Here is a 22,761-nt window from a genome sequence, read left to right on the forward strand (position 1 = left end):
CCTTTCCGCCGTGTCGTGGCGACTATCTCGGCACTGCCGAACATGTGATGGCCGAAGCCGGCATAGGCATTGGCCGTCACCATAGTCCCGCACATACGAAAACAGGGGCGGTCCGTAGACCGCCCCTGCTGTATCATCGTGCCGTGGTTGAACCCGGAGGGTTCAGGCCTCGGGCTCCTCCGTCGGAGCAGCAGCCTTCTTCTTGGCCGGGGCCTTCTTTGCAGGAGCGTCGGTCGCTGCCTCACCCTCGGTGGAAGGCGCTGCCTTCTTGGCAGGCGCCTTCTTGGTAGCGGCCTTCTTTACTGGTTCCGCCGGGGCCGCCTCGGCTTGATCGGCCGGGGTAGCGGCGTCGGTCAGAGGGGCCTCGGCATCGGCTTCCGTAGCGCCTTCAGCATCGGATGCCTTGGCCTTCTTCGCCGGGGCCTTCTTGGCTGCCTTGGGCTTGTGATTGTCATGGTCGTGGCTGTGCGTGCCGGTCGAGAAACCCTCGTCGCTCTCGATCGCTGCCTCGAGCTCCTCACGCGTCACTTCGCGATCGGTGATCTCGGACTTTTCGAACAGGTAATCGACGACCTTGTCCTCATACAGCGGCGCGCGGAGCTGGGCGGCTGCCATCGGCTCCTGCTGGACGTACTGGAGGAAGCGCTGGCGATCCTCCGGGCCGTACTGCTGGGCTGCCTGCGCGATCAGGCGGTTCATTTCCTGCTGGCTGACTTCGACGCCATTGGCCTGGCCGATCTCGCTGAGCAACAGGCCCAGGCGAACGCGACGCTCGGCGATCTTCTGATAGTCGTCGCGCTCGGACTCCATCTCGGCGAGCGCTGCTGCCGGATCTTCCTCATGCGTCGCTTCATGCTCGAGCTGCTGCCAGATCTGGCCGAACTCGGCTTCGACCATCGACGGCGGCACTTCGAAATCATGCCCCTCGGCGAGCTGGTCGAGCAGCTTGCGCTTCATGTAGGTGCGCGTCAGCCCGTTGAGCTCCTGCTCGATCTGGCCCTTGAGCAGCTCGGTCAGTTGCTCGAGGCTCTGCAGGCCAAGCGACGTCGCGAGTTCGTCGTCGATCTTGGTCTCGCCCGCGGTCTTCACCGACTTGATCGTCAGGTCGAACGTCGCGGCCTTGCCCGCGAGTTCCTTGGCCTGATAGTCGGCCGGGAAGTTGACGTTGATCTGGCGCTCGTCGCCAGCCTTCACGCCAACGACCTGCTCCTCGAAGCCCGGGATCAGACGCCCCGAACCGATTTCGACCGACATGTCCTCGCCGGTGCCGCCATCGAACGCAACGCCGTCGACCTTGCCGACGAAGTCCATCACGACGAGATCGCCGGTCTCGGCAGCGCGATCCTCGGCCTCTTCCCAGCGCTTCTGCTGGTCGGCGAACTTCTGGAGCTGTGCCTGAACGGCCGCCTCGTCGACCGGCACGGTCAGACGCTCGAGCTTGAGGCCCTCGATCGCCGGCGTCGGCACGTCGGGGAGCACTTCGAGCTCGACCTTGATGCTGGCGTCCTGCCCAAGCTCATAGCCGTCATCGAGGCTCACCGAAGGCTGCAGCGCGGGGCGCAGCTTGTGCTCGGCGATCAGCTCCTGGATGCCCTGCTGGATCGAGCTGTTGAGCGCGTCCTGCATCAGCGCCGGGCCGTGCATCTTGCGGACAAGATTGGCGGGCACCTTGCCGGGGCGGAAGCCGGGCATCTTCACCGTCGGCGCGACGCGCTTCAGTTCGGCGTCAACGCGCGAATCGATGTCCTTCGCGGTGATCTTCAGCGTGTAGGCGCGCTTCAGGCCCTCGTTCAACGTCTCGACAGTCTGCATGTTCAGGTCTGGCCTTTTACAGGAAATTCGTTTGGCTACCGCCCGTTTGCCACGGGCGGCTGGTGCGGGCGAAGGGACTCGAACCCCCACATCTTGCGATGGCAGGACCTAAACCTGCTGCGTCTACCAGTTCCGCCACGCCCGCACAGGACACCGCCGGTGTGGGGGGCGTCTATAGCAGGCGCGCAGGGTTGGGCAAGTCGCGGCGACACGTGTCGCAAAAACAGTCGAGCCGATTGATCCGGGACAATACGGGGCAACCCCCTCCCGGCCCATGCGTTACAAGGCGCAGAGGAGAAAACTGATGGCAAGCACCCCCCCGACTGAGCTTCCCCCGATGCCAGGCGACCCCGGCACGGTCCCGACCGAACCCGGTCAGCCGACCCCGATGCCGACCGAGCTCCCGGCGCCGACGCCAGATACCGACATCCCCGATCCGGCACCGATGGGCGACCCGTCGATCGATCCGGCACAGCCGGTCGACGACTCCGGCCTGTCGGGGGATTTCGCATGAGCGACATCGACACGAGCGAAGGCCCGATCAAGGGGCCGCTCGACGATCCCAAGGCCAAAAAGGATGATCGCAGCGACCTCCAGAAAATGGTGGAAGCGCGCAAGGATGCGGTCGAGGACGGCGAAGGCGGCGATGAGCCGGAGAACTTCACGTCGTCCGGCATGGCTGACGGCGTCGGCGGGACTGGCGGCGTGACCAAGAACCAGGACGACGACGCGCAGTAAGCCGACCTCCCGCTATCGTGCGATCGTCGCTCTGGCGACGATTGCACGATAGGCGGCGACGTCGCGCTGATAGTAGAACACGTCCGGCGCATCGAACGTGATCATGAACAGTTTTCCGCCGATGATCGCCGCGACGGCATCCCCCCTCCGGCGCACTTCCTCGTCGACCCGGCTGTACGTGTAGGTGAAATGCACGCCCTTCTGCCCGAGGAACGTCGCCGGCGTAACCGCGTCGATCTTCATTACGGGGGTATTGAGCGCGATCCGATAGCTCGCCTCGAACAGCGCGGGGAGATCGGTCAGCAACATCGTCGACGAGAAGCGCGGCAACGGCGTCGCGTGCTTGTTTACCTCGCGGAACAGCGCCCGGTCCGGTTCGATCCCGCCGTAGAAGGTGACTTCGTTCAGCCCGTCGCCGTCGATCGTCCAGCTCTCGGAATTGCGCCCGGGCCGCGCGCCCATCTTGTTCCATTCGCGATCGGGCGTCACCGTCATCGGCGATTTGGCAACCGCCACCGGCGTTTGCGCCGTGATCAGCGTATTCGACGCCAGCGCGGGGTGCGCCGTTGCGACCAGAATCGCGCCAAGCCATAGCGTGCGTTTCATGCGGAATGTCCTCACTGGATCAGCATCGAGATCATCGCCGCGTCATCCGCCGCGGGCTTCATCGTCAGATAGGTCTTGAGCGCTGCCGCCCCCGCCGCGTCGTGGCTGCGCAACTGGGCAAGCCCAAGTCCGCGATAAGCCTCGGCATTGGTCGGGTCGTGCGTCACGACCTCGCGGTAGAAGCCGACCGCCGCGACCAGATCGCGCGGATTGCCCCGCGTCCGATACAACTCACCCCGTGCGAACAGCAGGTCGGGCGACCATTCCGACCCGGCCAATTGCCCGAGCAGATAGTCGGTGCCCTCGAAATCGTTGCGCTTGATCTGGTCCGCGAGCCACAGCGCGCGCCAGCGGGCAACCGCCGTATCGTAACGCGCCTTGCCGTCCTCGCCCGGCCTGTCGATCGCGACCGCCAGCGCGCGCAATGTCCTGGCGCGCTCGAGGTCCGACGGATGATCTGCAAAGAAGCCGACCCTGTCGTACCGCGTGCTGCGCTGGCGGCGACCGTGCGCGGTGGCGTCCGCCTCGTCCATCAACCGGTCCCAGATGTCGGGGAAGCTGCGCGGATCGTAGGGCGACGCCTTGAGATACGCCATCGACAGCAGATCCGCCTGCCGCTCCTGGTCGCGGCTGTGCGCAAAGGTCGATCCGATCGCGGCATTCTGCACCGACTGTGCCGTCCGTACGGTGTCGTAGGCGCTCGACCCGCCATAGGCGACCGCCCCCGCCGCCGCGACGCCCGCCCACGCCACGATATCCCCGGCGATCCGGTTGTGCCTGAAGCCAAGCAGACTGTGGCGTAGTTCGAAATGCGAGAATTCGTGCCCGAGCACCGCGGCGAGCTCGGCCTCGTCGCGCGCGCGCAGCAAGAGGCCGGTATGGACGATCATCATTCCGTTGGGCGCCATCGACGCGTTGAAGCTGGTGTCGCGGACGATGTAGAGCCGGACCGTCTGGCAGCGCGCCGCGCCGACCATCCGGCACACGACTTGCTGGATATACGCCTTGAGCGGCGCATCGTTGATGACCACGGTGGAATCGCGGAAGCTGCGTTCGAGCTCGTCGAATTCCATCCACAGTCCGCGCTCGTCGACGCCCTGCGGCTGATACGCGCCGGTATAGGGCGGCAGGCTCGGAATCGGCTCCGCCTGCGCCGCCGCGCCGACAATCAGAGCGAGCGCCGCCGCCGCCGCCCGGCCCCATCCGCCGCCGCGCATCTATTTCGCCGTCGCCACGGCCGGAGCCGCGCTGCCGGGAAAATCCTCGAGCAATTGCGCGACGCGCTTCGTCGCGCCCGCCCGCGTGCGCACGTCGCCACCCATCGCCATATCGGCGTTGAGCCACACCAGATCCCCGCTATGCAGGTCTACCAGCCCGGCCATCCCCGTATGCTCACCCGACTTGACCGAGACATAGGCCATCGCCGCGAAGACCTGCAGGACCTTGCGCCCGGTCGAGCCATATTGGTCCTCGTTGAACAGGAACAGCGCGTAATCCGCGCCCGTTCCGCGCGCGATCTCGGCCACGCCCGGCCCCATCGTCCAGTCGAACACGCCCTTGCGCTTCTTGCTCGGCAGACGGTTGCCCGGGAAGAACTGATAGCGCATCACGCTGTCCGCAAGCACCGAGAACAAGGCGCGATACTCCGCGAGCGCCTGCGCCGTAGCGCCGACCGGTTCGTCGACGACGATCACCTGATTGCCCAGCCGGGTCTGCGCAACCGCCAGCGCCGCCGCGATATTGTCGCGCGCCTGCGCGGTCCAGTCGGCATTGGGCTCGAACATCCCGCCGGTCGATTGTGCGCCGACCTTGATCGTCGGGCGAATCAGCAGGATCCTGGCTGAACCCCTGGGCAGGACGAAGCCGGCCTTCGTTCCCGATTTCTCCTGCGCCCAGGCGCCTGGCGCACCCATCGTCAGCCATACGCACACCGCACCCAGCGCCCAACGTCGCAACCGCATGATCCCCCCCGTATCGCCGCCCTTGCCCCCAAGGTCGACGGGAAGATCTTACGCCGAAACGCCGTCTTCGATCAAGGACTCGATCGAAGACGGGCAATCATCACGTCAGCCCAAAACCTTTTTCAGGACATCATTGACGACACCGGGATTGGCCTTGCCCCCCATCGCCTTCATCGTCTGCCCGACGAAGAAGCCGAACAACTTGTCCTTGCCGCCGCGATAGTCGGCTACCTTGTCCGCGTTCGCCGCCATCACTTCGGCGATGACGCGTTCGATTTCGCCGGTATCGCTGGTCTGTTTGAGCCCGCGCTCCTCGACCACGGCGCCTGCGCTCTGCCCGGTTTCGAGCATGATCTCGAACACCTGCTTGGCGAGGCTCCCCGACAGCGTCCCGTCCGCGACCAGCGCGAGCAGTTCGGCGGCCTGCGCGGGGCTGACCGGCGACGTCGCAAAATCGGTCCCGGTGCGGTTGAGTGCACCGAACAGTTCGGACGTCGTCCAGTTCGCCGCAGCGACCGGCTTGGTCCCCGTTTCGAGCAACGCATCGAACCAGCGCGCCGCCTCGACCTCGGCGGTCAGCACCGCGGCGGCATACGGCGTGATGCCGAACGCCTCGTAGCGCCGCCGCTTGGTGTCGGGCAGCTCGGGCAAGGACGCCCGGCATTCCTCCAGAAACGCGTCGTCGAGTTCCAGCGGCAACAGATCAGGGTCCGGGAAGTACCTGTAATCGTGCGCATCTTCCTTCGAACGCATCGAACGCGTCTCGTTCCGGTCAGGGTCGTAAAGCCGCGTTTCCTGGACGATCCGGCCGCCCTCCTCGAGCACCTCGACCTGCCGCCGCGCTTCCTGCTCGACCACCGCCATCACGAAGCGGACCGAATTGACGTTCTTGGTCTCGGTCCGCGTGCCGAGCGGGTCGCCCGCCTTGCGCACGCTGACGTTGACGTCCGCGCGCATCGAGCCCTCTTCCATATTGCCGTCGCAACTCCCGACATAGCGCAGGATCGACCGCAGCTTTCGCAGGTAAGCCCCTGCTTCCGCGGGAGACGTCATGTCTGGCTTGGACACGATCTCCATCAGCGCGACGCCCGAGCGGTTGAGATCGACGTAGGAGCGCGTCGGATGCTGGTCGTGCATCAGCTTGCCCGCGTCCTGCTCGACATGGATCCGCTCGACGCCGATGCGCTTGCCGCTCTGGTCGGGGTTCTTGTCGTCGAGGCTGATATCGATCGCGCCCTCGCCCACCAGCGGGTGGAAAAGCTGGCTGATCTGATAGCCCTGCGGCAGATCGGCATAGAAATAGTTCTTGCGGTCGAACCGCGACCAGCGGTTGATCTGCGCGTCGATCGCCATGCCGGTGCGGACCGCCTGGCGGATGCACTCGCGGTTGGGGACCGGGAGCATCCCCGGCATCGCGGCGTCGACCAGCGACACCTGCGTATTGGGCTCCGCCCCGAACGCGGTCGCCGCGCCCGAGAACAGCTTGGCGTTGGAGGTCACCTGCGCATGGACCTCGAGGCCGACGACGACCTCCCAGTCACCCGTTTCGCCGTGAATCACATAGGTCTGATGTTCGCTCATCCGCGCTGGCTAGCACGCAGATCGGCGCTCTGCATTTGGAAAATTGCCAGGGCACGGGGGAAACCCCCATCCCGCTGCCGCTGCCGTCGCCCCGGCAACGGGCCGCTAGGCCTGCTGGGCAGCCCCCATCGGGCGGACCGCTGCATCGACCGTGAGCCAGCCCGCGACGTCGATCGGCGCAGCCGCCGCCTCGCGCTGCCATCCGCCGGTCGCGGGCCCGAACCCGGCTTGCGGATAGACGTCGTGGCACGGCTGGTTGTGCGGCGTTTCCTGAAACAGACCGAAGATCGATACGCCAGCGGGGATCGCCGCGCGCAACGCCTCGAGGATCGCATATTCCATCCCGTAGCCGAACACCCGGCAGCTCAGCACGAACGCCGAAATCACGACGCGGCCGTCCTGCGGCTCGGCGATCAGCACCGAGATCGTCCCCATCGCGCCGAACCGGTCGGCGGCATCCGCGATCAGGACGCGCGCGTCGGGATCCGCGACGAGGTCCTCGACGCGGCGGCGCGTAATCCGGCTGCCTGCCATGTTGAACTGGTTGGTGCGGTTGATCAGCTCGGTCACGCGCGCGACGTCGTCCGCGCCCGCCTCGCGGATCGCGAGTTCCAGTCCGAGCTGCTCGAACAACGCCGCACGCTCGCGCGCGCTGGTCTCGGCCTCGTTGGCGATGAACGATTGCCGCGCGTCGCGCTGGCGATAGAAGTCGGTGCGATCCGCCCCCGGCTTGGCGGGAAGCAGCTTCGCCCACAGGTCGAACAACCGCCACGACCGTGGCTCCTCCGCGTCGAGCACCGCCATCGCCGGAAACCGTTCCTTGACCATCGCACGTTCGTCGGCGCGGTCGTCGACGAAGACGAAATCCTTCGCCTTGAGGTTGAGATGCTCCGCGATGCGGGTGATGTTGATCGTCTTGGGATCCCAGTTGATCTGCCGCGACACGAAATCGTCGAGCGCCAGCCGTCCCGGCTCTGCTTCCCATACCGCCTTGCTCGGATCGTTCTTGGAATTGATCGCAAGCACGACGCCGCGCCGCTTGAGCTCGAGCAGCGGTGCCTGGCGGTCGTAATGATGCTCGACGCCGAGCCCCTCGCCGATCACGCCCTTCCACAGCGTATTGTCGAGGTCGCAGGCGACCAGTTTGCGCTTGAGCAGCCACGCGACGACATAGACGATATCGCGATACTGTTCGGCGACCAGCACGCCGAACCGCGCCGGATGCTGCAAGTCGGAGCGGTACAGATACCGCCCGGCCTCATGCGCGCCGATACCGGCGATGAGCGCTTCTTCGTCGAGCAGATGAATCACCTGACCCGCTGCGTTGCGAGTCTCGGCCCTGATCAGCAGCGATGCGCGCACCGCCTTGATCGCGGCACCGCGCGCGGGGGCAGTCGCGATCGCGTCGATCCGCTCGCGCAGGCTGTCCTCGTGGCGCAGGAAGGCGGCCGGCGCATGAACGACGATCGGGCAGTCGAACAGGTCGGCAAGCGTGTCGAACAGCGTCTCCGCCGCGCTCACCGCGCCGCGAATATGCCGCCCGGCCTTGCCGGTCAGCGACGTCTTCGGATGCTGCAACGCCTCGAAATCGGCGAGGAACGCGTAGCTGAACGGGCTGTAGAAGACGACGTCGAAGCGTTCGTCGGCGAGGCGCGCGAGATGCGCCTGGATCTCGCCCGGCTCGTGCGACGTGACGAAGGTGGGCGCGAGGCGCACGCCATCCGCCAGCGCGGGGGCGGTGAGGAAAGCGATCACGTCGAGATACAGGCAATCGCCGACGAACAACGCCTTCAGCGTCGCCTGTGCGGGGGCAAGCAACGCATGGTCGATCGCGTCGAACGCGTGTGCCACCGCCTCGGACGCCGCGGGATGCGCCGCCAGCGCCTCGACAAAAATGGCGCGCTCGGCCTTGAGCAGCGCCGTCTCGCGATCCAGTCGTTCTTCCGGCGTGACCGCGGGATCATGGAATTGCTTGGCCTTTTCGCCGACGTACAGATGTCGGTAATTCTCGTCCGACCGCTCGATCAGCGACGCGATGTAATCGACCAGAACCGCGGTCTCGACCTCCGCGAACCCTGCCGGATCGGCGGCATGCGCCTCGGCATATTTGGGCCAGCGTGCGACGAGCGCCGCCAGCTTTCCGGCAATTGCCGGGCGCGCGGCCCGCAGCAGGGCGACCGCGTTTCCGGATTGCGTCATCGTTACCACCACCGCTCCGCGCGCGCGACGAAGCCCGCGCGCTGTTCCAGGGCAAGCCCGGCGTTGAGCACGCCCTGTTCGTCGAGCGGCTTGCCGATGATCTGCAGCCCGAGCGGAAGCCCCTGCCCGTCGAGCCCACCCGGCACGCTCATCGCAGGGAGCCCGGCGAGCGACGAGGGCACGGTGAAGACGTCGTTGAGATACATCGCGATCGGGTCGGCACTCTTCTCCCCCAGCGCGAACGCGGCGCTCGGTGCGGTCGGGGTGAGCAGCAGGTCGCACGTTGCCCACGCCTGCTCGAAATCGCGCGCAATCAGCGTGCGGATCTTCGAAGCCTGTGTGAAGTATGCGTCGTAAAACCCCGCCGACAGGACGTACGTCCCGATCATGATGCGGCGCTTGACCTCGTCGCCGAAGCCGTCGGCGCGGGTCGCGGCGTACATGTCCTGCAGGTTCGCACCCTCGGGCAGATCGCGCAGGCCGTACCGCACACCATCATAGCGCGCGAGGTTGGACGAGGCTTCCGCGGGCGCGATGATGTAATAGGCCGGGAGCGCATATTTCGTGTGCGGCAGCGAGACCTCGACGATCTCGGCCCCTGCGTCCTTGAGCCAGTCGATCCCCTGCTGCCACAGCGCCTCGATTTCGGCAGGCATGTCGTCGACACGATATTCCTTTGGAATACCGATCCTTTTGCCCTTGAGATTGCTGGACAATCCGGCCTCCCATGCGGGAACCGGAAGATCGAGCGAGGTCGCATCCTTGGCATCGAACCCGCTCATCGCCTCGAGCATGATCGCGCAGTCGCGAACGTCGCGCGCCATCGGACCGGCCTGGTCGAGCGACGACGAAAACGCGATGACGCCCCAGCGCGAACAGCGGCCATAGGTCGGCTTGATCCCGGAAATGCCGGTGAACGCGGCGGGCTGGCGGATCGAGCCGCCGGTGTCGGTGCCGGTCGCCGCCGGGCACAGCCGCGCCGCGATCGCCGCCGAGCTTCCGCCCGACGATCCACCGGGGGCCATCGCGGCATTGCCGCCGTCGCTGCGACGCCACGGCGAGATGACGTTGCCGAACGCGGACGTCTCGTTCGACGACCCCATCGCGAACTGGTCCATGTTGAGCTTGCCGAGCATCCCCGCGCCGGCGTTCCACAGATTGCCGGAGACAGTCGATTCGTACGGCGGGGTGAAGCCCTCGAGGATGTGGCTCGCCGCGGTCGCGGGGACGCCCTTGGTGCAGAACAGGTCCTTCATCCCGATCGGCACGCCCGCAAGCGGCTTGGGCGCTTCCCCCGCCGCGCGCGCCGCGTCGGCCGCATCGGCGGCGGCAAGCGCATGCTCGGGGGTTTCGACGAGGAAGGCGTTGAGCGTCTTGGCAGCGGCGACGTTGGCGATGAAGCCCTCCGCCACTTCGCGCGCGGTGAACGTGCCGGCGCGCACGCCATCACGGATGGCGGCGACGCCGAGATCGGTAAGGTCGGTCATGCAGAAATTCCCGTCACCCCGACGCCCGGGATGGTTACGTAATGGAACACGCCGCGTGCAGTAAGCCAGGCGGAAGAGACATGCGCCGGGGCGCTCATTCGATCACCTTGGGCACGGTGAAGAACCCGTGCTCCGCCTGCGGTGCGTTCGCGAGAACCGCGTCGCGGATCCCGCCGCCGGTCAGCGGATCGGCATTCACGACATCGTCGCGCAGTCGCAGATGGTTGGGGATGACCGCGGTCATCGGCGCGACTCCGGTGCAGTCGACCTCGCCCAGTTGCTCGATCCAGCCCATGATATTGTCGAGCTCTGGCGCGATCCGCGCGGCCTCGGCGTCGGTGATCGCGATCCGGGCGAGACTCGCGATCTTCTTCACGGTGGGAATGTCGACTGCCATACGGCCCCTTGGATCTGTCTGGATGATCGTCTCGCGCGGCGGCTAGCATCGCTGCACTGCACGACGCAAGCTATGCCCGCCTTCCCGCCCCCGGATCAAGCGCGTTCCCGTCCCGCCAGCGCGGTCCGGACCTGCAGGGGCAATGAACAGGCACGGCGATTGAAATGGGGCCTCTGCCGAAGCGATCAAGACGATTGCAACGCGCGCAGTCCCGGCCCACCAATTGCGCAATTGCCCGACAGGCAGTTTATGCTGCACTGCACAATGGAGTCGTCAGTGGCACGGAAGTTTCTTTATGTTGTGGTGTTTCTCATCGTGCTAGCGATCGCCGGAGCGTTTGCGTACCGTTTCTGGGGTGCCGAGATGTTGCGCATGGCGATGGTGCCGAGCGCGCGGTTCGAGGCGCTGCCCGCGCAACCCGCCGCCAGCTATCGCGATGCACGGATGTGGCTCGCGCGCCCCGACAAGCCCGGCAACCCTGCGCTGTGGACGCCCGCCGGCTATACCCCGGGTGCGACTCCCAAGGCGGCGGTCTTCTTCGTCCATCCGACGTCTTTCCTCGAACGTTCGCGCTGGAACGCGCCGCTCGACAATCAGGAAGCCAATGCCCGTGCCGAACTGTTCCTGCGCGGCCAGGCGAGCGCCTTCAACGACGTTGGCGCGGTGTGGGCACCGCGGTATCGCCAGGCGACCTTCGGCGCGTTCCTGACGACGCAGGCAAATGCCGCCAAGGCACTCGATCTTGCGTACGCCGACGTTTCCGCCGCGTTCGACGCATTCGTGGCGCAGGCGGGGGACCGGCCGATCATCCTCGCCGGGCACAGCCAGGGCTCGCTCCACCTGATCCGGCTGCTGCGGGAGAAGATCGCGGGCAAGCCGATCGCGAAGCGGATCGTCGCAGCCTATGTCGTCGGCTGGCCGGTCTCGCGCACCGCCGATCTCCCCGCGCTCGGGCTTCCCGAATGTCGCACGGCTGACCAGTCGGGCTGCATCCTGTCGTGGCAGAGCTTCGCCGAACCGGCGGATCCGTCGCTGATCCTCGACACGTACAATGCGAGCAGTTCGGTCGACGGCGTCGCGCGGCGCGGGACGGCGATGATCTGCACCAACCCGCTGACCGGAATGCCCGATTCGATCGCCCCCGCCGACGCCAATCTCGGCACGCTATTCCCCTCGTCCGATATGTCGACCGCGACGATCGAACCGAAGCGGGTCGCCGCGCGCTGCGATTCGCGCGGGCTGCTGCTGATCGGCAACCCGCCGTCGCTCGGCGGCTATGTGCTGCCGGGCAACAATTACCACGTTTACGACTATAGCCTGTTCTGGGCGAACGTCCGCGCCGACGCCGCGCGCCGGCTCGCGTCGTTCGGCACGGCAGCGGCTGGGCATCGCCGCCAGCCTGTGTAAACGACCTTCGCGATGATTACGACCGACCGCCTGGACTTCCGCGCCGCCCTCCCCGCCGGGGGGCGGCTGATCGGCCTCGACGTGGGCACCAAGACGATCGGCACCGCCTTGTGCGATGCCGGCTGGAGCTTCGCCTCGCCCGCGGTGCTGATCCGGCGCACCAAGTTCCAGAAGGACAAGCTGGCGCTTGCCGCGCTGATCGCGGCGCAGCAGGTGAAGGGGATCGTCATCGGCCTCCCCCTCAACCTCACCGACGGCAGCGAAAGCCCGCGCAGCCAGTCGAGCCGCGCCTTCGCCCGCAACCTCGCCGACCTCGCGCTGCCGATCTTCCTCCAGGACGAACGCTGGTCGACCCAGGCCGTCACGCGCACGCTGATCGAACAGGATGCCAGCCGCGCCAAACGCGCCGAGCTCGTCGACAAGATGGCCGCGGCCTACATCCTGCAAAGCGCGATTGACGCCCTGGTCGCGATTTAGCGCGCGCGGAGCGTCGACGGGCACCGGACTGACCCTCGCGCCGTGACTAAGCGGCCACGAGGTCGCGGGCGACGTCGCGGTATCCATGGAGCGGCCGCCCGAGCATCGCCGTCAGGCGTTCGCGGTCGCCGTCCTCCGGGATCATCCCGTGGCTGACGTAGCGTTCAGCCATCCGCCGCATTTCATACGCCATCCAGCGCGGCATGACCGTCGCCATCGTCTGCTCGAACCCGCTCGGATCGTCCCCGCCATAGACAACCGGCCTCCCGAGCACGTCGGCCCAGATCGCGGCGACCGCCGGACCGGTCAGCGTTTCGGGGCCGACGAGGTTGATCGTCTCGATCGGCAACTTCTCCGCCGCCGTCTCGCGACGGATTAGCTCGATCGCTGCGACATCCGCGATGTCGCGGGCATCGACCATCGCGACCCCCTTGCTGCCGATCGGCATCGGGTAGACGCCGTGGCCGACGATCGCGCGGTCGACATGATCTAGGAAGGCTATGACCTCGTCATCCGGGTCAACCCTTCCCCTGATGCGGCGCTGGTGGGACGCGCCTTTCTGAATGACCGGCTCGTGATGGTCAGTTCGCCAGACGTGCCCAGCCCGGCAATTGCGCCGATACCCGCAGTTGTGCGCGGGAGCGAGGTTGCGGAGATCTGGACCGTGACCGCCCCCGGGGGACGGACCGAGGTCCCGGTCGTTCCGGTGCTGCGGCTGTCGTCGCTCGTCATGATCCGCGATGCGGTGCGCGCCGGAGCAGGCGCGGCCCGTCTCCCGCTGTCGCTGGTCAGCCGCGACATCGCCTCCGGGCGGTTGACCCCCTGGGGCGACGTGACGGGGTCGGAAATCACACTCTGGGCGCTGTATCCGTCGCGCAGGCTGTTGAACGTACGGGTATCCGCCTTTCTCGGACTCTTGCGGGAGGCTTTCCCGAACGGAACGCCGGAAGAACTCGCTGCCTATCTAGAAGACTGAGAAACGAGGCAAGTTGCCCGCGCCCTCCGCTTCGACTTTGTCCCACCTTGCCACCGCGCGCCCGCCCCGCTACCCGGCACCCTCGATGCAAAGCTCCGATCACCGCCCCGGCTCGCTCATTCCCGGCCGCGCCGTGTTCCCGCACCGGCACCTCACGGGAATCGAGGGGCTGCAGCCGCATGAAATCCTGTTCCTGCTCGATGAGGCGGACGGCTGGGTCGCCGCCAACCGGACCCGCGCGATCAGCGACAAAAGGCTCGGCGGGCTGACGCTGATCAACGCCTTTTTCGAGAATTCCACGCGCACCTTGCTGTCGTTCGAGATCGCGGGGAAACGGCTTGGCGCGGACGTCGTCAACATGCACGCCGCGCAGTCGAGCGTGAAGAAGGGCGAGACGCTGATCGACACCGCGATGACGCTAAACGCGATGCGCGCCGACATGATCGTCATTCGCCACATGTCCTCGGGCGCGGTGCGGCTGATCGCGGGCAAGGTCGATTGCCCGGTGCTCAACGCAGGCGACGGACAGCACGAACATCCGACCCAGGCGTTGCTCGACGCGCTGACGATCCGGCGGCGGCGCGGGACGATCGCCGGGCAGCGCGTGGTGATCTGCGGCGACCTGCTCCACAGCCGCGTCGCGCGCTCGAACATCCTTTCACTGACCGCGCTCGCCGCCGAGGTGCGGGTTTGCGCGCCGACGACGCTGATGCCCGCTGCGATCGAACGGATGGGCGTCACCCCCTTCACCGATTTCGACGAGGCGCTCGAGGGCGCGGACGTCGTGATGATGCTGCGCCTTCAGAACGAGCGGATGAACGGCGGGTTCGTCCCATCGAACCGCGAATATCATCTGCGCTACGGTCTCACCGAACGCCGCCTGGCGCTCGCCAAGCCGGACGCGCTGGTCATGCACCCCGGCCCGATGAACCGGGGCGTCGAAATCGATTCGGTCGTCGCGGATCACGCGCGCTCGGCCATCACCGAACAGGTCGAGATGGGCGTGGCGGTGCGGATGGCGTGCCTCGACGTACTCACTCGCCGGTCGCGCGGCGTGGCGGGCTGGGCATGAGCCGGATGATCGCGCTGCTTGATGCGACGCTCGCGTGCCCCGTCGCAGGCGTGTCGCGCGGTGGCGTACTGATCGCGGACGACCGCATCGCCGCAACCGGATTGATCGAGGTGCCCGAGGGTGCCGAAACGATCGACTGCGCAGGACTGGTGCTCGCGCCCGCGATCGTCGATCTCGGCGTGTTCGCAATCGACGTCCCCGCCTTTCATGCCGGCGGGATCGTTCGGGTCGGCCTGATGCCTGACCAGTCGCCCGTTCTCGACGATCCGGGCGTGGTTCAGCGCGCTGCGCTGATCGGGCGACCCGGGCTGTGGATCCATCCCATCGCTGCCGCGACACGCGGGCTGGCCGGAAAGGATCTCGCCGAAATGGCGATCAATCGCGACGCTGGTGCGCGCGCGGTCGGCACCGGTGCGGGATGGATCGCGGACTCGGGCGTGATGCGCAAGGTACTGTCCTATGCCAACGACCTGGGGCTGGTCGTCATCGCCCATGCGGAGGACGGCGGAATCACCGCGGGCGCCGTGGCAACGGCGGGCGAAACCGCGACTCGCATGGGGCTTGCCGCCGCGCCATCGGTCGCGGAAGCCCTCGCGATCGCCCGTGACCTGATGCTGGCGGAGGAAACCGGCGCGGCGCTGCACTTGCGCACCGTAACCACCGCCGCCGGGTTTGAGCTCGTCCGCGCGGCGAAACGGCGTGGGGTTCGCGTGACGTGCGGGATCACCCCCGCACACCTGCTCCTCTCCGATATCGCCATGAGCGATTTCCGAACTTTTGCCCATATTTCGCCCCCGCTGCGGCAGGAGGACGACCGCCGTGCCGCACTGCTGGCTCTGGCGGACGGAACGATCGACGTGCTGTGTTCATCGCACGATCCGCGTGGCCCCGAGGAGAAACGCCTGCCGTTCGGCGATTCGGCGGCGGGAATGGCCGGTGCCGAGACCCTGCTTGCGCTTGGACTCGGGCTGGTGCGCGACGAGCATGTCACGCTCGACCGGCTGTTCGCTTTGCTCGCCGCCAATCCGGCCCGGGTGCTGGGGGTGGAGACAGGGACGCTTGCAACCGGCGCACCGGCTGATCTGCTGCTTTGCGATCCGCAAGCCCCCTGGCAGATCGAGGGCGACCGGTTGCACGCCAAGGCGGGGAATACGCCGTTCGATGGCCTTCCGGTGGAGGGCAAGGTCAGGCGGCTGTTCAAGGGCGGGACTGAGATCGCGATCCCCGGCTGACGACCGGACGTTTAACGATAGCGCCCGCACGCGACTATCGAACGATGCAGATTTTTCAGACGACCCTAGCGTAGCCTTGCGGTTTGTTCTTTTTTTGTTCGCGTCGTTGTGCGACAATCAATCATGCCGGCTGCAAGACCTCATCGCGGTGCCACGATCAACTCGCAGAGTAGCCGCTTTGTCCTGCCGGAGCGCGCGGCGGATGGTGATTGGCTCGACCAATGCGAAAGTATCGATGGCGCCCCCCAGCCGCTCCGGACCACCGTTACGGTCGAACGTGCGCGGAGCATCATCACGCGCAACCAGTCGCCGGACGTCGGGTTCGATCGTTCGATCAATCCGTATCGCGGGTGCGAACACGGTTGCATCTACTGCTTCGCGCGACCGAGCCACGCCTATCACGACCTGTCCCCCGGGCTGGATTTCGAAAGCCGCCTGTTCGCCAAACCCGACGCCCCCGACCTTCTCCGCAAGGAACTCACGAAGCCGGGCTACACGGTTGCGCCGATTGCGTTCGGCACCAATACCGATCCGTATCAGCCGATCGAGTCCGAGTGGCGGATCACCCGGGGTTGCCTCGAAGTCCTGGCGGAAACGCGGCACCCGCTGACGATCACGACCAAGTCCGATCGCGTGCTCGGGGATATCGATCTGATCGCGCGGATGGCGTCCGACCAGTTGGTGTCGGTCGCGCTCTCGATCACGTCGCTCGATCCGCGAATCGCAATGACGCTCGAGCCGCGCGCACCGGCGCCGCACCGGCGGCTGGCAGCCGTCCGCGCGCTGACGGCTGCAGGTGTTCCGACCTATGTCTCGATCGCGCCGGTGATCCCGGCGATTACCGATCACGAGATCGAACATATTCTGGAAGCTGCCGCTGAAGCGGGCGCAAAGGCGGCCTTCTTCATTCCGGTGCGCCTCCCGTGGGAGGTCGCGCCATTGTTCAAGGCGTGGTTGGAGGCGCATTTCCCCGACCGCGCAGGAAAGGTGATGGCGACGATCGCGGCGTTGCGGGACGGGCGCGAGAATGATCCCGGTTTCTTTACCCGGATGCGCGGAAGCGGCCCGTGGGCCGATCTGCTGCGCACCCGCTTCACGATCGCTTGCCGCAAGCACGGCCTAGATCAGAAGCGGATCGCGCTGCGTACCGATCTGTTTCGCCCGCCTAGCGGACCGCAGGGCGAACTGTTCTAGGCGAGCGACGTGTCAACGTGACGCTAGCTCGCGTCCTCTGGCCCACAGTGCGACCTGATCGCCCGCACCGGCTCGGACAAAGCAATTGCCGCCGCGCGCGCGATAGTCGCGGCACATTGCAACCGCATCCTCGCGGACGAAGCCGCCGACCGACAGACGATAGAAATTGGCCCCGCCGGCAGCAATCCCCGCGCCCTGCGGCACCTGGCCCGCAAGCCCCGCGAACCGGCGCGCGGCACGGATCCACGCGTCACGCGCGACTGCGGGACTGTCATAGGCCCCAAGTTGGACGTAAAAACCGCCCTTTGCGGGGCGTTTGGCAGTATGCGCCAAAGCGGGGCGGAGCGCCGCAATCCGGGCCATCGTCACCGGCGTCGTCGCCCGCGCATCCCGCCGCGTGGGAACCGTCTGGACCACCTCGCTGTGGGGCGCGAACACGACCCCGCCGATCGTCGGCCCTACCGGATCGACTGCCGCCACCACTATCGGCGTGCGCTCGGCTGCCGCGGGTTGCTGCTCCGCAACTTCGACCGGCTGCGCCGTTTCGACCGGCGCAACCGCTGCAGCGACCGCCGTCATCGGCGCTGCGGCGCGGCTGAGCGCTATTGCCTGCGGTTGACCTGTATCGGCAACCGGCATGATCCCTAGCAACGCCGAAACCTGGTCCGACGCGGACGTCGGGCGCGAGAAGGTTGACCATTCGAGCAAGCGGTGCGCGACCTCTGCCGGTGCGACGTCGATCGCGACGACGACCTGCGCCTCACGCCAGCGGCCGGCAAGCGCCAGGGCGAGCGCCAGGTTCTGCCGGGTCTTGGCATCCGCCCCCGGTGACCGCGCTGCCGTACCAAGCACTTCGACCGCAGCGACGGGATCGCCTGCAAGCGCCAGCGCCAGACCACGATCGTTGACCGGGATGATCGTCGCGTGCGAATCGAGCGTCGCGCGTGCACTTGCCCAGTCCCCGGTGGCGACCTGCATCAACGCAAACTGGAGTGCCGCCTTGCCGTTCGTGGGATCGAGCATGAGTGCGTCGCCGAAGGCGTCGCGCGCCGACTGGAACCGACCCGCCTTGAGATACCCCTGTGCCAGCGTCATCCGATAGTCGGCGGCATTCGGCTCGAACGTCACAGCCATCTCGGCATGCGAGATGGCCTCGGCGAACTGCCGGTGCGACAGTGCACCGCGCGCCTTGCCGATCTCCCGCCGGGCTTGCTTCTCGGCGCGCGACTGTTCGCGCGCGCTGGCAGCGGCAATCGACGAGGTGGCGACCGCGCCGATCGACCCGCCCAGCAGCATCACGGAAAGGGCCAGTGTGAAGGGACCGAAAGAGATGGCGGGCCGGGTCTTCATCATTTCACTCGCTTGGTCGGGGTCGGCAACTGGGCGACCAGTGCCTCGACTTCGGGCAGGGTCTGGAGGAATTGGTCGAGCGCCTCGGTAACGAGGACCTGTGCGGAGGCATTCTGCAGCGCACTCGCCAGCCGCAACCGCAGGTGTCGATCCTGGTCGAGCCGCAGCGTGAAGGCGGTGCGCCCCGATCCCTTCGGACTGTGCTTCTGGCGCGTCTCCCGGCCAATCCGCGTCGCGGTCGCCACCGATACGGGCTTGAGTTTGATCACACGCGCGGTGCGGGGTGCCGGGGCAATCGCCTCGACGGAAGTCTCAAGTTCCTCACGAAGCGCTTCGCGCTGGACGATTACCGGGGGAACGACAGCCGCGGGCGGCGGTACTGGCGGCGCGGCAGTCTCGGCAGGTCCCATGTCATTCCAGCCAAGATCGTCCTGACTGTTGGACATCGATCCGAACCCGCCAAAGCCTTGCGGCCGCATCGCGGGTTTCGCCTGCCCCTTGCGCGCCAGCAACGTTGACGAGAGCGAGGCGAGCGGCTTGGATTGACCGAAGGCGCTCATCTCAGCTCACCACCCGGCGACCGAACCCGCCCTGCGTCGGGCGAGGAGTCGCATAGCCGTTGACCCCGGCCGGAACCGCGAACACCGTACGCCGAAAATTCTTCTCCAGCCGGTCCGAGATATAAGTCCACAGATCGCGGACTTCCCCCGCCGAACGGCTTTTCGGATCGACTTCCATCACGGTGCGCCCATCGATCATCGACGCGGCGAAATCGGTGCGGTGGTGCAGCGTGATCGGCGCGACCGTGCCATGCTGCGACAAGGCGACCGCCGCTTCCGAGGTAATCCGCGCCTTGGCCGTTGCGCCGTTGACGACGAAGAGCAGCGGCTTGCCCGCGCGCTCGCACAGATCAACCGTAGCGCCGACCGCGCGCAGATCGTGCGGGCTCGGGCGCGTCGGAATGACGATCAGCTCGGCGACCGCGATCACGCTTTGAATCGCCATCGTGATCGCCGGCGGCGTATCGATCATCGCGAGCTTGAACCCCTGCTGGCGGAGGGTCTCGAGATCGGCCGCGAGCCGCGCGACCGTGGTCTGCGCGAAGGCGGGGAATTCGCCGCTTCGTTCGTTCCACCAATCGGACAGGGACCCTTGCGGATCGATATCGATCAGGACGACCGGCCCCGCGCCCGCAAGCTGAGCCTGGACGGCGAGATGCCCGGACAAGGTGGTCTTGCCGGATCCGCCTTTTTGTGATGCCATCGCAAGGACGCGCATGAGCCTCTTTCACTCCCGCCTGTTCGAGATTGTGGAGTGCCAGCGATGCATCAAGAATCGGTTAATTTCGGGGTTCGTCCTCATACTTTGGTAGAACCACGGCTAACGAATTCTTTGCCATGACCGGGATAGAGAGGGGGCAACTGCTTTCGATCCGGGACCAAGACAATGTACCTGCCAGGCAAGACGGCGCTCGCGGCGCTATGCGCGATCGGGCTGATCGTCCCGCTCGCGCCCGCGCGTGCCGACGTTCGCGACGGGGTCGATGCCTGGAGCAAGGGGGATTATCGCACCGCCGTCGCGGCATGGCGGCCCGCCGCCGAAGGGGGCGATGCCGATGCGCAGTTCAACCTGGCGCAGGCCTATATGCTTGGTCGCGGCATGCCGGCTGATCGGTCCGTCGCGACGGGCTGGTTCCACAAGGCGGCGCTACAGGATCATGTCGCTGCGATTGCCAAATACGGGCTGGTGCTGTTCGACGCGGGCAAACGGAGCGAGGCACTCCCATGGCTCGAGAAGGCGGCGCATCGTGGCGAGCCGCGCGCGCAACTCGTGCTGGGGACGATGTTGTTCAATGGCGACAGCGTGGCGCGGGACTGGCCGCGCGCGTATGCGCTGCTGGTTCGCTCCGCCGCCGCGGACACGCCGCATGCCTCCGAGGTCCAGGCCGAAATGGACCGGGCGGTTCCGGTCGCGCAGCGTCAACAGGGGCTCGAACTCGCGCGCCAGTATGAAGCCGAGGCACGCCGGCCGCAGATGCCAGCCGAGTCCGCGCGCCCCGTTGCGGTCGCCAAGGTTCGCGCGGACGATCTCCCGCGATCAAAGACCGCGCTGGTGGAAACCCCGCGCAAACCGGCGGTGCGCCCGCCCGCGCCGACTGTGCCATCGTCGCAGGGGAACTGGCGCGTCCAGCTCGGCGCGTTCGGCGACCCCGCGAATGCGCGGCGGCTGTGGACCCAGATGGCAGCGCGGTTTGCCGGTACAAGCGTCAGCTACGTCAAGGCGGGCACGCTGACTCGCGTGCTGGCGGGGCCCTATCCGTCAAGCGCAGCGGCGACGCACGCTTGTGGTACGGTAAGGCCGTGCGTGGCGGTGCCGCGCTAGGCCTGCCCTTAGCGCGGGAGAAACTTTCGCTTGAGCGGCGTTGGCGTCGTAGCCCGCTGCCCCCCGTCCCTCACCCCGCGACCCATTCCGCGCGCGCGATCCCCTGCGCGTAGAGCAGCGCGGTCAGGTCACCGTGGTCGATCCGTGCGCCGGCCGCCGCCGCGACGATCGGCTTGGCCTTGAACGCCACCCCCAGCCCCGCCGCCTCGATCATCCGCAGGTCGTTCGCGCCATCGCCTACCGCGAGCGTCGCCTCGGGCGGAAGCCCAAGGTCCGCCGCCGCCGCGCGCAGCGTGTCGAGCTTGGTATGCGCGCCGACGATCGGGCGCTCGACCCGGCCGGTCAGCGCGCCGTCCGCGATCTCGAGGCGGTTGGCGATCGCGTAATGGAAGCCCAGACGCTCGGCGACCGGCTCGGCGAAGCGGGTGAACCCGCCCGACACGAGGATCGCGGTCGCCCCGCGCGCGCGCATCGTGCGGACGAGCGTCTCGGCACCGGGCATGTTCACCACCCGGTCTGCAAGGCACTGTGCGATGACGCGCTCGTCGAGCCCGGCGAGCAGCGCGACCCGCGCATCTAGCGCCGCCTCGAAATCGAGCTCGCCGCGCATCGCTGCTTCGGTGATCCCGGCGATCTGCGGCTTGATGCCCGCATAATCGGCGAGCTCGTCGATGCACTCGACCGTGATCATGGTCGAATCCATGTCGGCGACCAGCAACCGCTTCTCGCGGCCCTCGGCCTGCTGGACGATCACGTCGACCCCGGGGAACGCCCCCTCGAGCGCCCGGCGCGCGGCATCGGGCGCGGTTGCGAACATCACGTCCGCCGCCTGCCCCGGTTCGATCCAGCCATCCGCGACCGCGGAACAGCCCGCCGAATCGAGCCGGTCGCGCGCGGTCGAAATATCGGCAGCGCTTAGCCGCCCGGATGCTATCAGCGTGGCAATGAACACAGACGATCTCCCGAAGCTCGCGCTCATCGCAGGGCCGACCGCCAGCGGCAAGTCCGCGCTCGCGATCGCGGTCGCCGAAGCGCACGACGGGATCGTCATCAACGCCGATTCGGCGCAGGTCTATCGCGACTTGCGGATCCTGACCGCGCGCCCCTCCCCCGCCGACGAGGCGCGGGTGCCGCATCGGTTGTTCGGGCATATCGACGGGGCGGAGGCCTGTTCCGCCGCGCGCTGGGCGGACGCGGCGCGCGCGGAGGTGGCCGCGGCGCACGCGGCGGGAAAGCTGCCGGTGCTGGTCGGCGGGACCGGGCTGTATCTGCGCACACTGCTCGACGGAATCGCGCCGGTGCCCGAGATCGACCCCGCGATCCGCGCCGCGGTCCGCGCGATGCCGGTGGCGGAGGCGCATGCCGCGCTGGCGCACGCCGACCCGGCGGCGGCGGCGCTGCTCGCCGCGGCGGATACGACGCGGGTGGCGCGCGCGCTCGAGGTGGTGCGCTCGACCGGGCGTCCGCTCGCGGCGTGGCAGGCGGAGCGAAGCGGCGGGATCGCAGCGAAGGTTGCACAGAGCGCGGTCGTGCTGCTGCCCGAGCGGGACTGGCTGTTCGAACGGTGCGATGCGCGCGCCGCTGCGATGTTTGACGACGGCGCGGTCGAGGAGGTCCGTATCCTATTGCAACGAAACGATATCCCTGACGATGCGCCGATCCGCAGGGCGATCGGCGTGCCCGCGCTCGCCGCCTTCTTGGCCGGCACCAGCTCGCGGGAACAGACGCTGGAAGCGTTGCGGCTGGCAACGCGGCAATATGCCAAGCGGCAATATACCTGGTTCCGCAACCAGCCCCCGCCAAACTGGACCAGAATAAATGAGTCACAAAATTCCGATAGAATGCGGATATTCGACATATTGTTTCATCTATAAAGGTTGACACGCACGT

The 22,761-nt window shown here is 67.0% G+C and carries 22 protein-coding genes, 1 tRNA gene and 1 pseudogene; 10 read left to right on the forward strand and 14 right to left on the reverse strand.

From position 1 onward, the window contains the following. Positions 1-162: 162 nt before the first annotated feature. Entirely contained in the window at positions 163-1,812 is a 1,650-nt protein-coding gene (tig, locus tag RH91_RS17265) for a trigger factor (RefSeq protein WP_010164298.1), read from the reverse strand. 60 nt (positions 1,813-1,872) lie between these two features. Further along, positions 1,873-1,957 (reverse strand) — tRNA-Leu (locus RH91_RS17270). 159 nt (positions 1,958-2,116) lie between these two features. On the opposite strand from RH91_RS17270, the gene RH91_RS22585 reads away from it, so the two are divergent. Together RH91_RS22585 and RH91_RS17275 are read left to right on the forward strand one after the other, a co-directional pair. Then, positions 2,117-2,326 carry a hypothetical protein gene (locus RH91_RS22585; RefSeq protein ID WP_157136964.1) on the forward strand — a complete coding sequence of 70 codons (210 nt, stop codon included), beginning with the start codon at positions 2,117-2,119 and terminating at the stop codon, positions 2,324-2,326. After that, positions 2,323-2,550 carry a hypothetical protein gene (locus RH91_RS17275; RefSeq protein ID WP_010164302.1) on the forward strand — a complete coding sequence of 76 codons (228 nt, stop codon included), beginning with the start codon at positions 2,323-2,325 and terminating at the stop codon, positions 2,548-2,550. Before RH91_RS22585 ends, RH91_RS17275 begins: the two co-directional genes overlap by 4 nt. A gap of 12 nt (positions 2,551-2,562) precedes the next feature. Here the strand turns inward: RH91_RS17275 and RH91_RS17280 are convergent, their stop codons facing one another. From RH91_RS17280 to gatC, 7 genes are all read right to left on the reverse strand, one after another. Continuing rightward, positions 2,563-3,156, reverse strand: coding sequence for a hypothetical protein (locus RH91_RS17280; protein WP_010164303.1), 594 nt, complete (start codon positions 3,154-3,156; stop codon positions 2,563-2,565). 11 nt (positions 3,157-3,167) lie between these two features. Continuing rightward, the gene (locus tag RH91_RS17285; protein WP_010164304.1) at positions 3,168-4,373 is read right to left on the reverse strand and encodes a M48 family metallopeptidase; all 1,206 of its coding nucleotides are present in this window, start codon (positions 4,371-4,373) and stop codon (positions 3,168-3,170) included. After that, the gene (locus RH91_RS17290; RefSeq protein ID WP_010164305.1) at positions 4,374-5,069 is read right to left on the reverse strand and encodes a hypothetical protein; all 696 of its coding nucleotides are present in this window, start codon (positions 5,067-5,069) and stop codon (positions 4,374-4,376) included. It lies immediately after the preceding gene. Between the two features lie 153 nt (positions 5,070-5,222). Continuing rightward, a complete protein-coding gene (gene gatB, locus RH91_RS17295) occupies positions 5,223-6,698 on the reverse strand; it encodes an Asp-tRNA(Asn)/Glu-tRNA(Gln) amidotransferase subunit GatB (RefSeq protein WP_010164306.1) in 1,476 nt (491 codons plus the stop codon). A gap of 105 nt (positions 6,699-6,803) precedes the next feature. After that, the gene (locus RH91_RS17300; protein ID WP_010164307.1) at positions 6,804-8,897 is read right to left on the reverse strand and encodes an HAD-IIIC family phosphatase; all 2,094 of its coding nucleotides are present in this window, start codon (positions 8,895-8,897) and stop codon (positions 6,804-6,806) included. A 2-nt stretch (positions 8,898-8,899) separates the two neighbouring features. Further along, positions 8,900-10,384 (reverse strand): Asp-tRNA(Asn)/Glu-tRNA(Gln) amidotransferase subunit GatA, encoded by a 1,485-nt coding sequence (gene gatA / locus RH91_RS17305; RefSeq protein ID WP_010164308.1) that lies wholly within the window; start codon positions 10,382-10,384, stop codon positions 8,900-8,902. A gap of 94 nt (positions 10,385-10,478) precedes the next feature. Continuing rightward, the gene (gene gatC, locus RH91_RS17310; RefSeq protein WP_010164309.1) at positions 10,479-10,781 is read right to left on the reverse strand and encodes an Asp-tRNA(Asn)/Glu-tRNA(Gln) amidotransferase subunit GatC; all 303 of its coding nucleotides are present in this window, start codon (positions 10,779-10,781) and stop codon (positions 10,479-10,481) included. Positions 10,782-11,057: 276 nt separating this feature from the next. Here gatC and RH91_RS17315 point away from each other — a divergent pair, with 276 nt between their 5' ends. Next, positions 11,058-12,188 carry a DUF3089 domain-containing protein gene (locus tag RH91_RS17315; protein WP_010164311.1) on the forward strand — a complete coding sequence of 377 codons (1,131 nt, stop codon included), beginning with the start codon at positions 11,058-11,060 and terminating at the stop codon, positions 12,186-12,188. 12 nt (positions 12,189-12,200) lie between these two features. Continuing rightward, positions 12,201-12,665, forward strand: coding sequence for a Holliday junction resolvase RuvX (ruvX, locus tag RH91_RS17320; protein WP_010164312.1), 465 nt, complete (start codon positions 12,201-12,203; stop codon positions 12,663-12,665). A 46-nt stretch (positions 12,666-12,711) separates the two neighbouring features. Here the strand turns inward: ruvX and RH91_RS17325 are convergent, their stop codons facing one another. Then, a complete protein-coding gene (locus tag RH91_RS17325) occupies positions 12,712-13,113 on the reverse strand; it encodes a hypothetical protein (protein WP_010164313.1) in 402 nt (133 codons plus the stop codon). 60 nt (positions 13,114-13,173) lie between these two features. Here RH91_RS17325 and RH91_RS21760 point away from each other — a divergent pair. The 4 genes and pseudogenes from RH91_RS21760 to RH91_RS17345 all read left to right on the forward strand — a co-directional run. After that, positions 13,174-13,641: pseudogene (locus RH91_RS21760) on the forward strand (LysR substrate-binding domain-containing protein); the annotation flags it as partial. 85 nt (positions 13,642-13,726) lie between these two features. Further along, positions 13,727-14,713, forward strand: a complete 987-nt coding sequence (locus RH91_RS17335; protein ID WP_010164315.1) for an aspartate carbamoyltransferase catalytic subunit — start codon at positions 13,727-13,729, stop codon at positions 14,711-14,713. Further along, entirely contained in the window at positions 14,710-15,945 is a 1,236-nt protein-coding gene (locus tag RH91_RS17340) for a dihydroorotase (protein ID WP_010164316.1), read from the forward strand. The genes RH91_RS17335 and RH91_RS17340 overlap by 4 nt, the downstream gene beginning before the upstream one ends. A 123-nt stretch (positions 15,946-16,068) precedes the next feature. Then, positions 16,069-17,139, forward strand: coding sequence for a PA0069 family radical SAM protein (locus RH91_RS17345; RefSeq protein WP_010164317.1), 1,071 nt, complete (start codon positions 16,069-16,071; stop codon positions 17,137-17,139). A 12-nt stretch (positions 17,140-17,151) separates the two neighbouring features. On the opposite strand, the gene RH91_RS17350 is transcribed toward RH91_RS17345, so the two are convergent. The 3 genes from RH91_RS17350 to RH91_RS17360 are packed head-to-tail and all read right to left on the reverse strand — an operon-like array spanning position 17,152 to position 19,767. Further along, positions 17,152-18,492: an SPOR domain-containing protein gene (locus RH91_RS17350; protein ID WP_010164318.1), complete on the reverse strand. Its 1,341-nt coding sequence runs from the start codon at positions 18,490-18,492 to the stop codon at positions 17,152-17,154. Next, positions 18,489-19,049 carry a hypothetical protein gene (locus tag RH91_RS17355; protein WP_010164320.1) on the reverse strand — a complete coding sequence of 187 codons (561 nt, stop codon included), beginning with the start codon at positions 19,047-19,049 and terminating at the stop codon, positions 18,489-18,491. Before RH91_RS17355 ends, RH91_RS17350 begins: the two co-directional genes overlap by 4 nt. Before the next feature lies 1 nt (position 19,050). Then, the gene (locus RH91_RS17360) at positions 19,051-19,767 is read right to left on the reverse strand and encodes a ParA family protein (RefSeq protein ID WP_010164321.1); all 717 of its coding nucleotides are present in this window, start codon (positions 19,765-19,767) and stop codon (positions 19,051-19,053) included. Between the two features lie 168 nt (positions 19,768-19,935). Here RH91_RS17360 and RH91_RS17365 point away from each other — a divergent pair, with 168 nt between their 5' ends. Beyond that, positions 19,936-20,871: an SPOR domain-containing protein gene (locus tag RH91_RS17365; protein ID WP_010164322.1), complete on the forward strand. Its 936-nt coding sequence runs from the start codon at positions 19,936-19,938 to the stop codon at positions 20,869-20,871. A gap of 70 nt (positions 20,872-20,941) precedes the next feature. On the opposite strand, the gene serB is transcribed toward RH91_RS17365, so the two are convergent. Continuing rightward, positions 20,942-21,823, reverse strand: coding sequence for a phosphoserine phosphatase SerB (gene serB, locus RH91_RS17370; protein ID WP_010164323.1), 882 nt, complete (start codon positions 21,821-21,823; stop codon positions 20,942-20,944). Here serB and miaA point away from each other — a divergent pair. Then, entirely contained in the window at positions 21,816-22,745 is a 930-nt protein-coding gene (miaA, locus tag RH91_RS17375) for a tRNA (adenosine(37)-N6)-dimethylallyltransferase MiaA (protein WP_010164324.1), read from the forward strand. The two genes, serB and miaA, sit on opposite strands and share 8 nt — an antisense overlap. Positions 22,746-22,761: the final 16 nt, after the last annotated feature.

Source organism: Sphingomonas sp. PAMC 26617 (genome assembly GCF_000242835.1).
In the GTDB taxonomy this organism is placed as follows: Bacteria; Pseudomonadota; Alphaproteobacteria; order Sphingomonadales; family Sphingomonadaceae; genus Sphingomonas.

Bases quoted from the DNA above. Each gene is read 5' to 3' on its own strand.
- RH91_RS17285 (WP_010164304.1), bottom strand. From the start codon at position 4,373: ATGCGCGGCGGCGGATGGGGCCGGGCGGCGGCGGCGGCGCTCGCTCTG.
- ruvX (WP_010164312.1), top strand. From the start codon at position 12,201: ATGATTACGACCGACCGCCTGGACTTCCGCGCCGCCCTCCCCGCCGGG.
- RH91_RS17345 (WP_010164317.1), top strand. From the start codon at position 16,069: ATGCCGGCTGCAAGACCTCATCGCGGTGCCACGATCAACTCGCAGAGT.
- RH91_RS17355 (WP_010164320.1), bottom strand. From the start codon at position 19,049: ATGAGCGCCTTCGGTCAATCCAAGCCGCTCGCCTCGCTCTCGTCAACG.
- RH91_RS22585 (WP_157136964.1), top strand. From the start codon at position 2,117: ATGGCAAGCACCCCCCCGACTGAGCTTCCCCCGATGCCAGGCGACCCC.
- RH91_RS17350 (WP_010164318.1), bottom strand. From the start codon at position 18,492: ATGATGAAGACCCGGCCCGCCATCTCTTTCGGTCCCTTCACACTGGCC.
- RH91_RS17340 (WP_010164316.1), top strand. From the start codon at position 14,710: ATGAGCCGGATGATCGCGCTGCTTGATGCGACGCTCGCGTGCCCCGTC.
- RH91_RS17365 (WP_010164322.1), top strand. From the start codon at position 19,936: ATGTACCTGCCAGGCAAGACGGCGCTCGCGGCGCTATGCGCGATCGGG.
- gatC (WP_010164309.1), bottom strand. From the start codon at position 10,781: ATGGCAGTCGACATTCCCACCGTGAAGAAGATCGCGAGTCTCGCCCGG.
- RH91_RS17280 (WP_010164303.1), bottom strand. From the start codon at position 3,156: ATGAAACGCACGCTATGGCTTGGCGCGATTCTGGTCGCAACGGCGCAC.
- gatA (WP_010164308.1), bottom strand. From the start codon at position 10,384: ATGACCGACCTTACCGATCTCGGCGTCGCCGCCATCCGTGATGGCGTG.
- RH91_RS17300 (WP_010164307.1), bottom strand. From the start codon at position 8,897: ATGACGCAATCCGGAAACGCGGTCGCCCTGCTGCGGGCCGCGCGCCCG.
- tig (WP_010164298.1), bottom strand. From the start codon at position 1,812: ATGCAGACTGTCGAGACGTTGAACGAGGGCCTGAAGCGCGCCTACACG.
- RH91_RS17290 (WP_010164305.1), bottom strand. From the start codon at position 5,069: ATGGGTGCGCCAGGCGCCTGGGCGCAGGAGAAATCGGGAACGAAGGCC.
- RH91_RS17335 (WP_010164315.1), top strand. From the start codon at position 13,727: ATGCAAAGCTCCGATCACCGCCCCGGCTCGCTCATTCCCGGCCGCGCC.
- miaA (WP_010164324.1), top strand. From the start codon at position 21,816: ATGAACACAGACGATCTCCCGAAGCTCGCGCTCATCGCAGGGCCGACC.
- gatB (WP_010164306.1), bottom strand. From the start codon at position 6,698: ATGAGCGAACATCAGACCTATGTGATTCACGGCGAAACGGGTGACTGG.
- RH91_RS17360 (WP_010164321.1), bottom strand. From the start codon at position 19,767: ATGCGCGTCCTTGCGATGGCATCACAAAAAGGCGGATCCGGCAAGACC.
- RH91_RS17325 (WP_010164313.1), bottom strand. From the start codon at position 13,113: ATGCCGATCGGCAGCAAGGGGGTCGCGATGGTCGATGCCCGCGACATC.
- RH91_RS17275 (WP_010164302.1), top strand. From the start codon at position 2,323: ATGAGCGACATCGACACGAGCGAAGGCCCGATCAAGGGGCCGCTCGAC.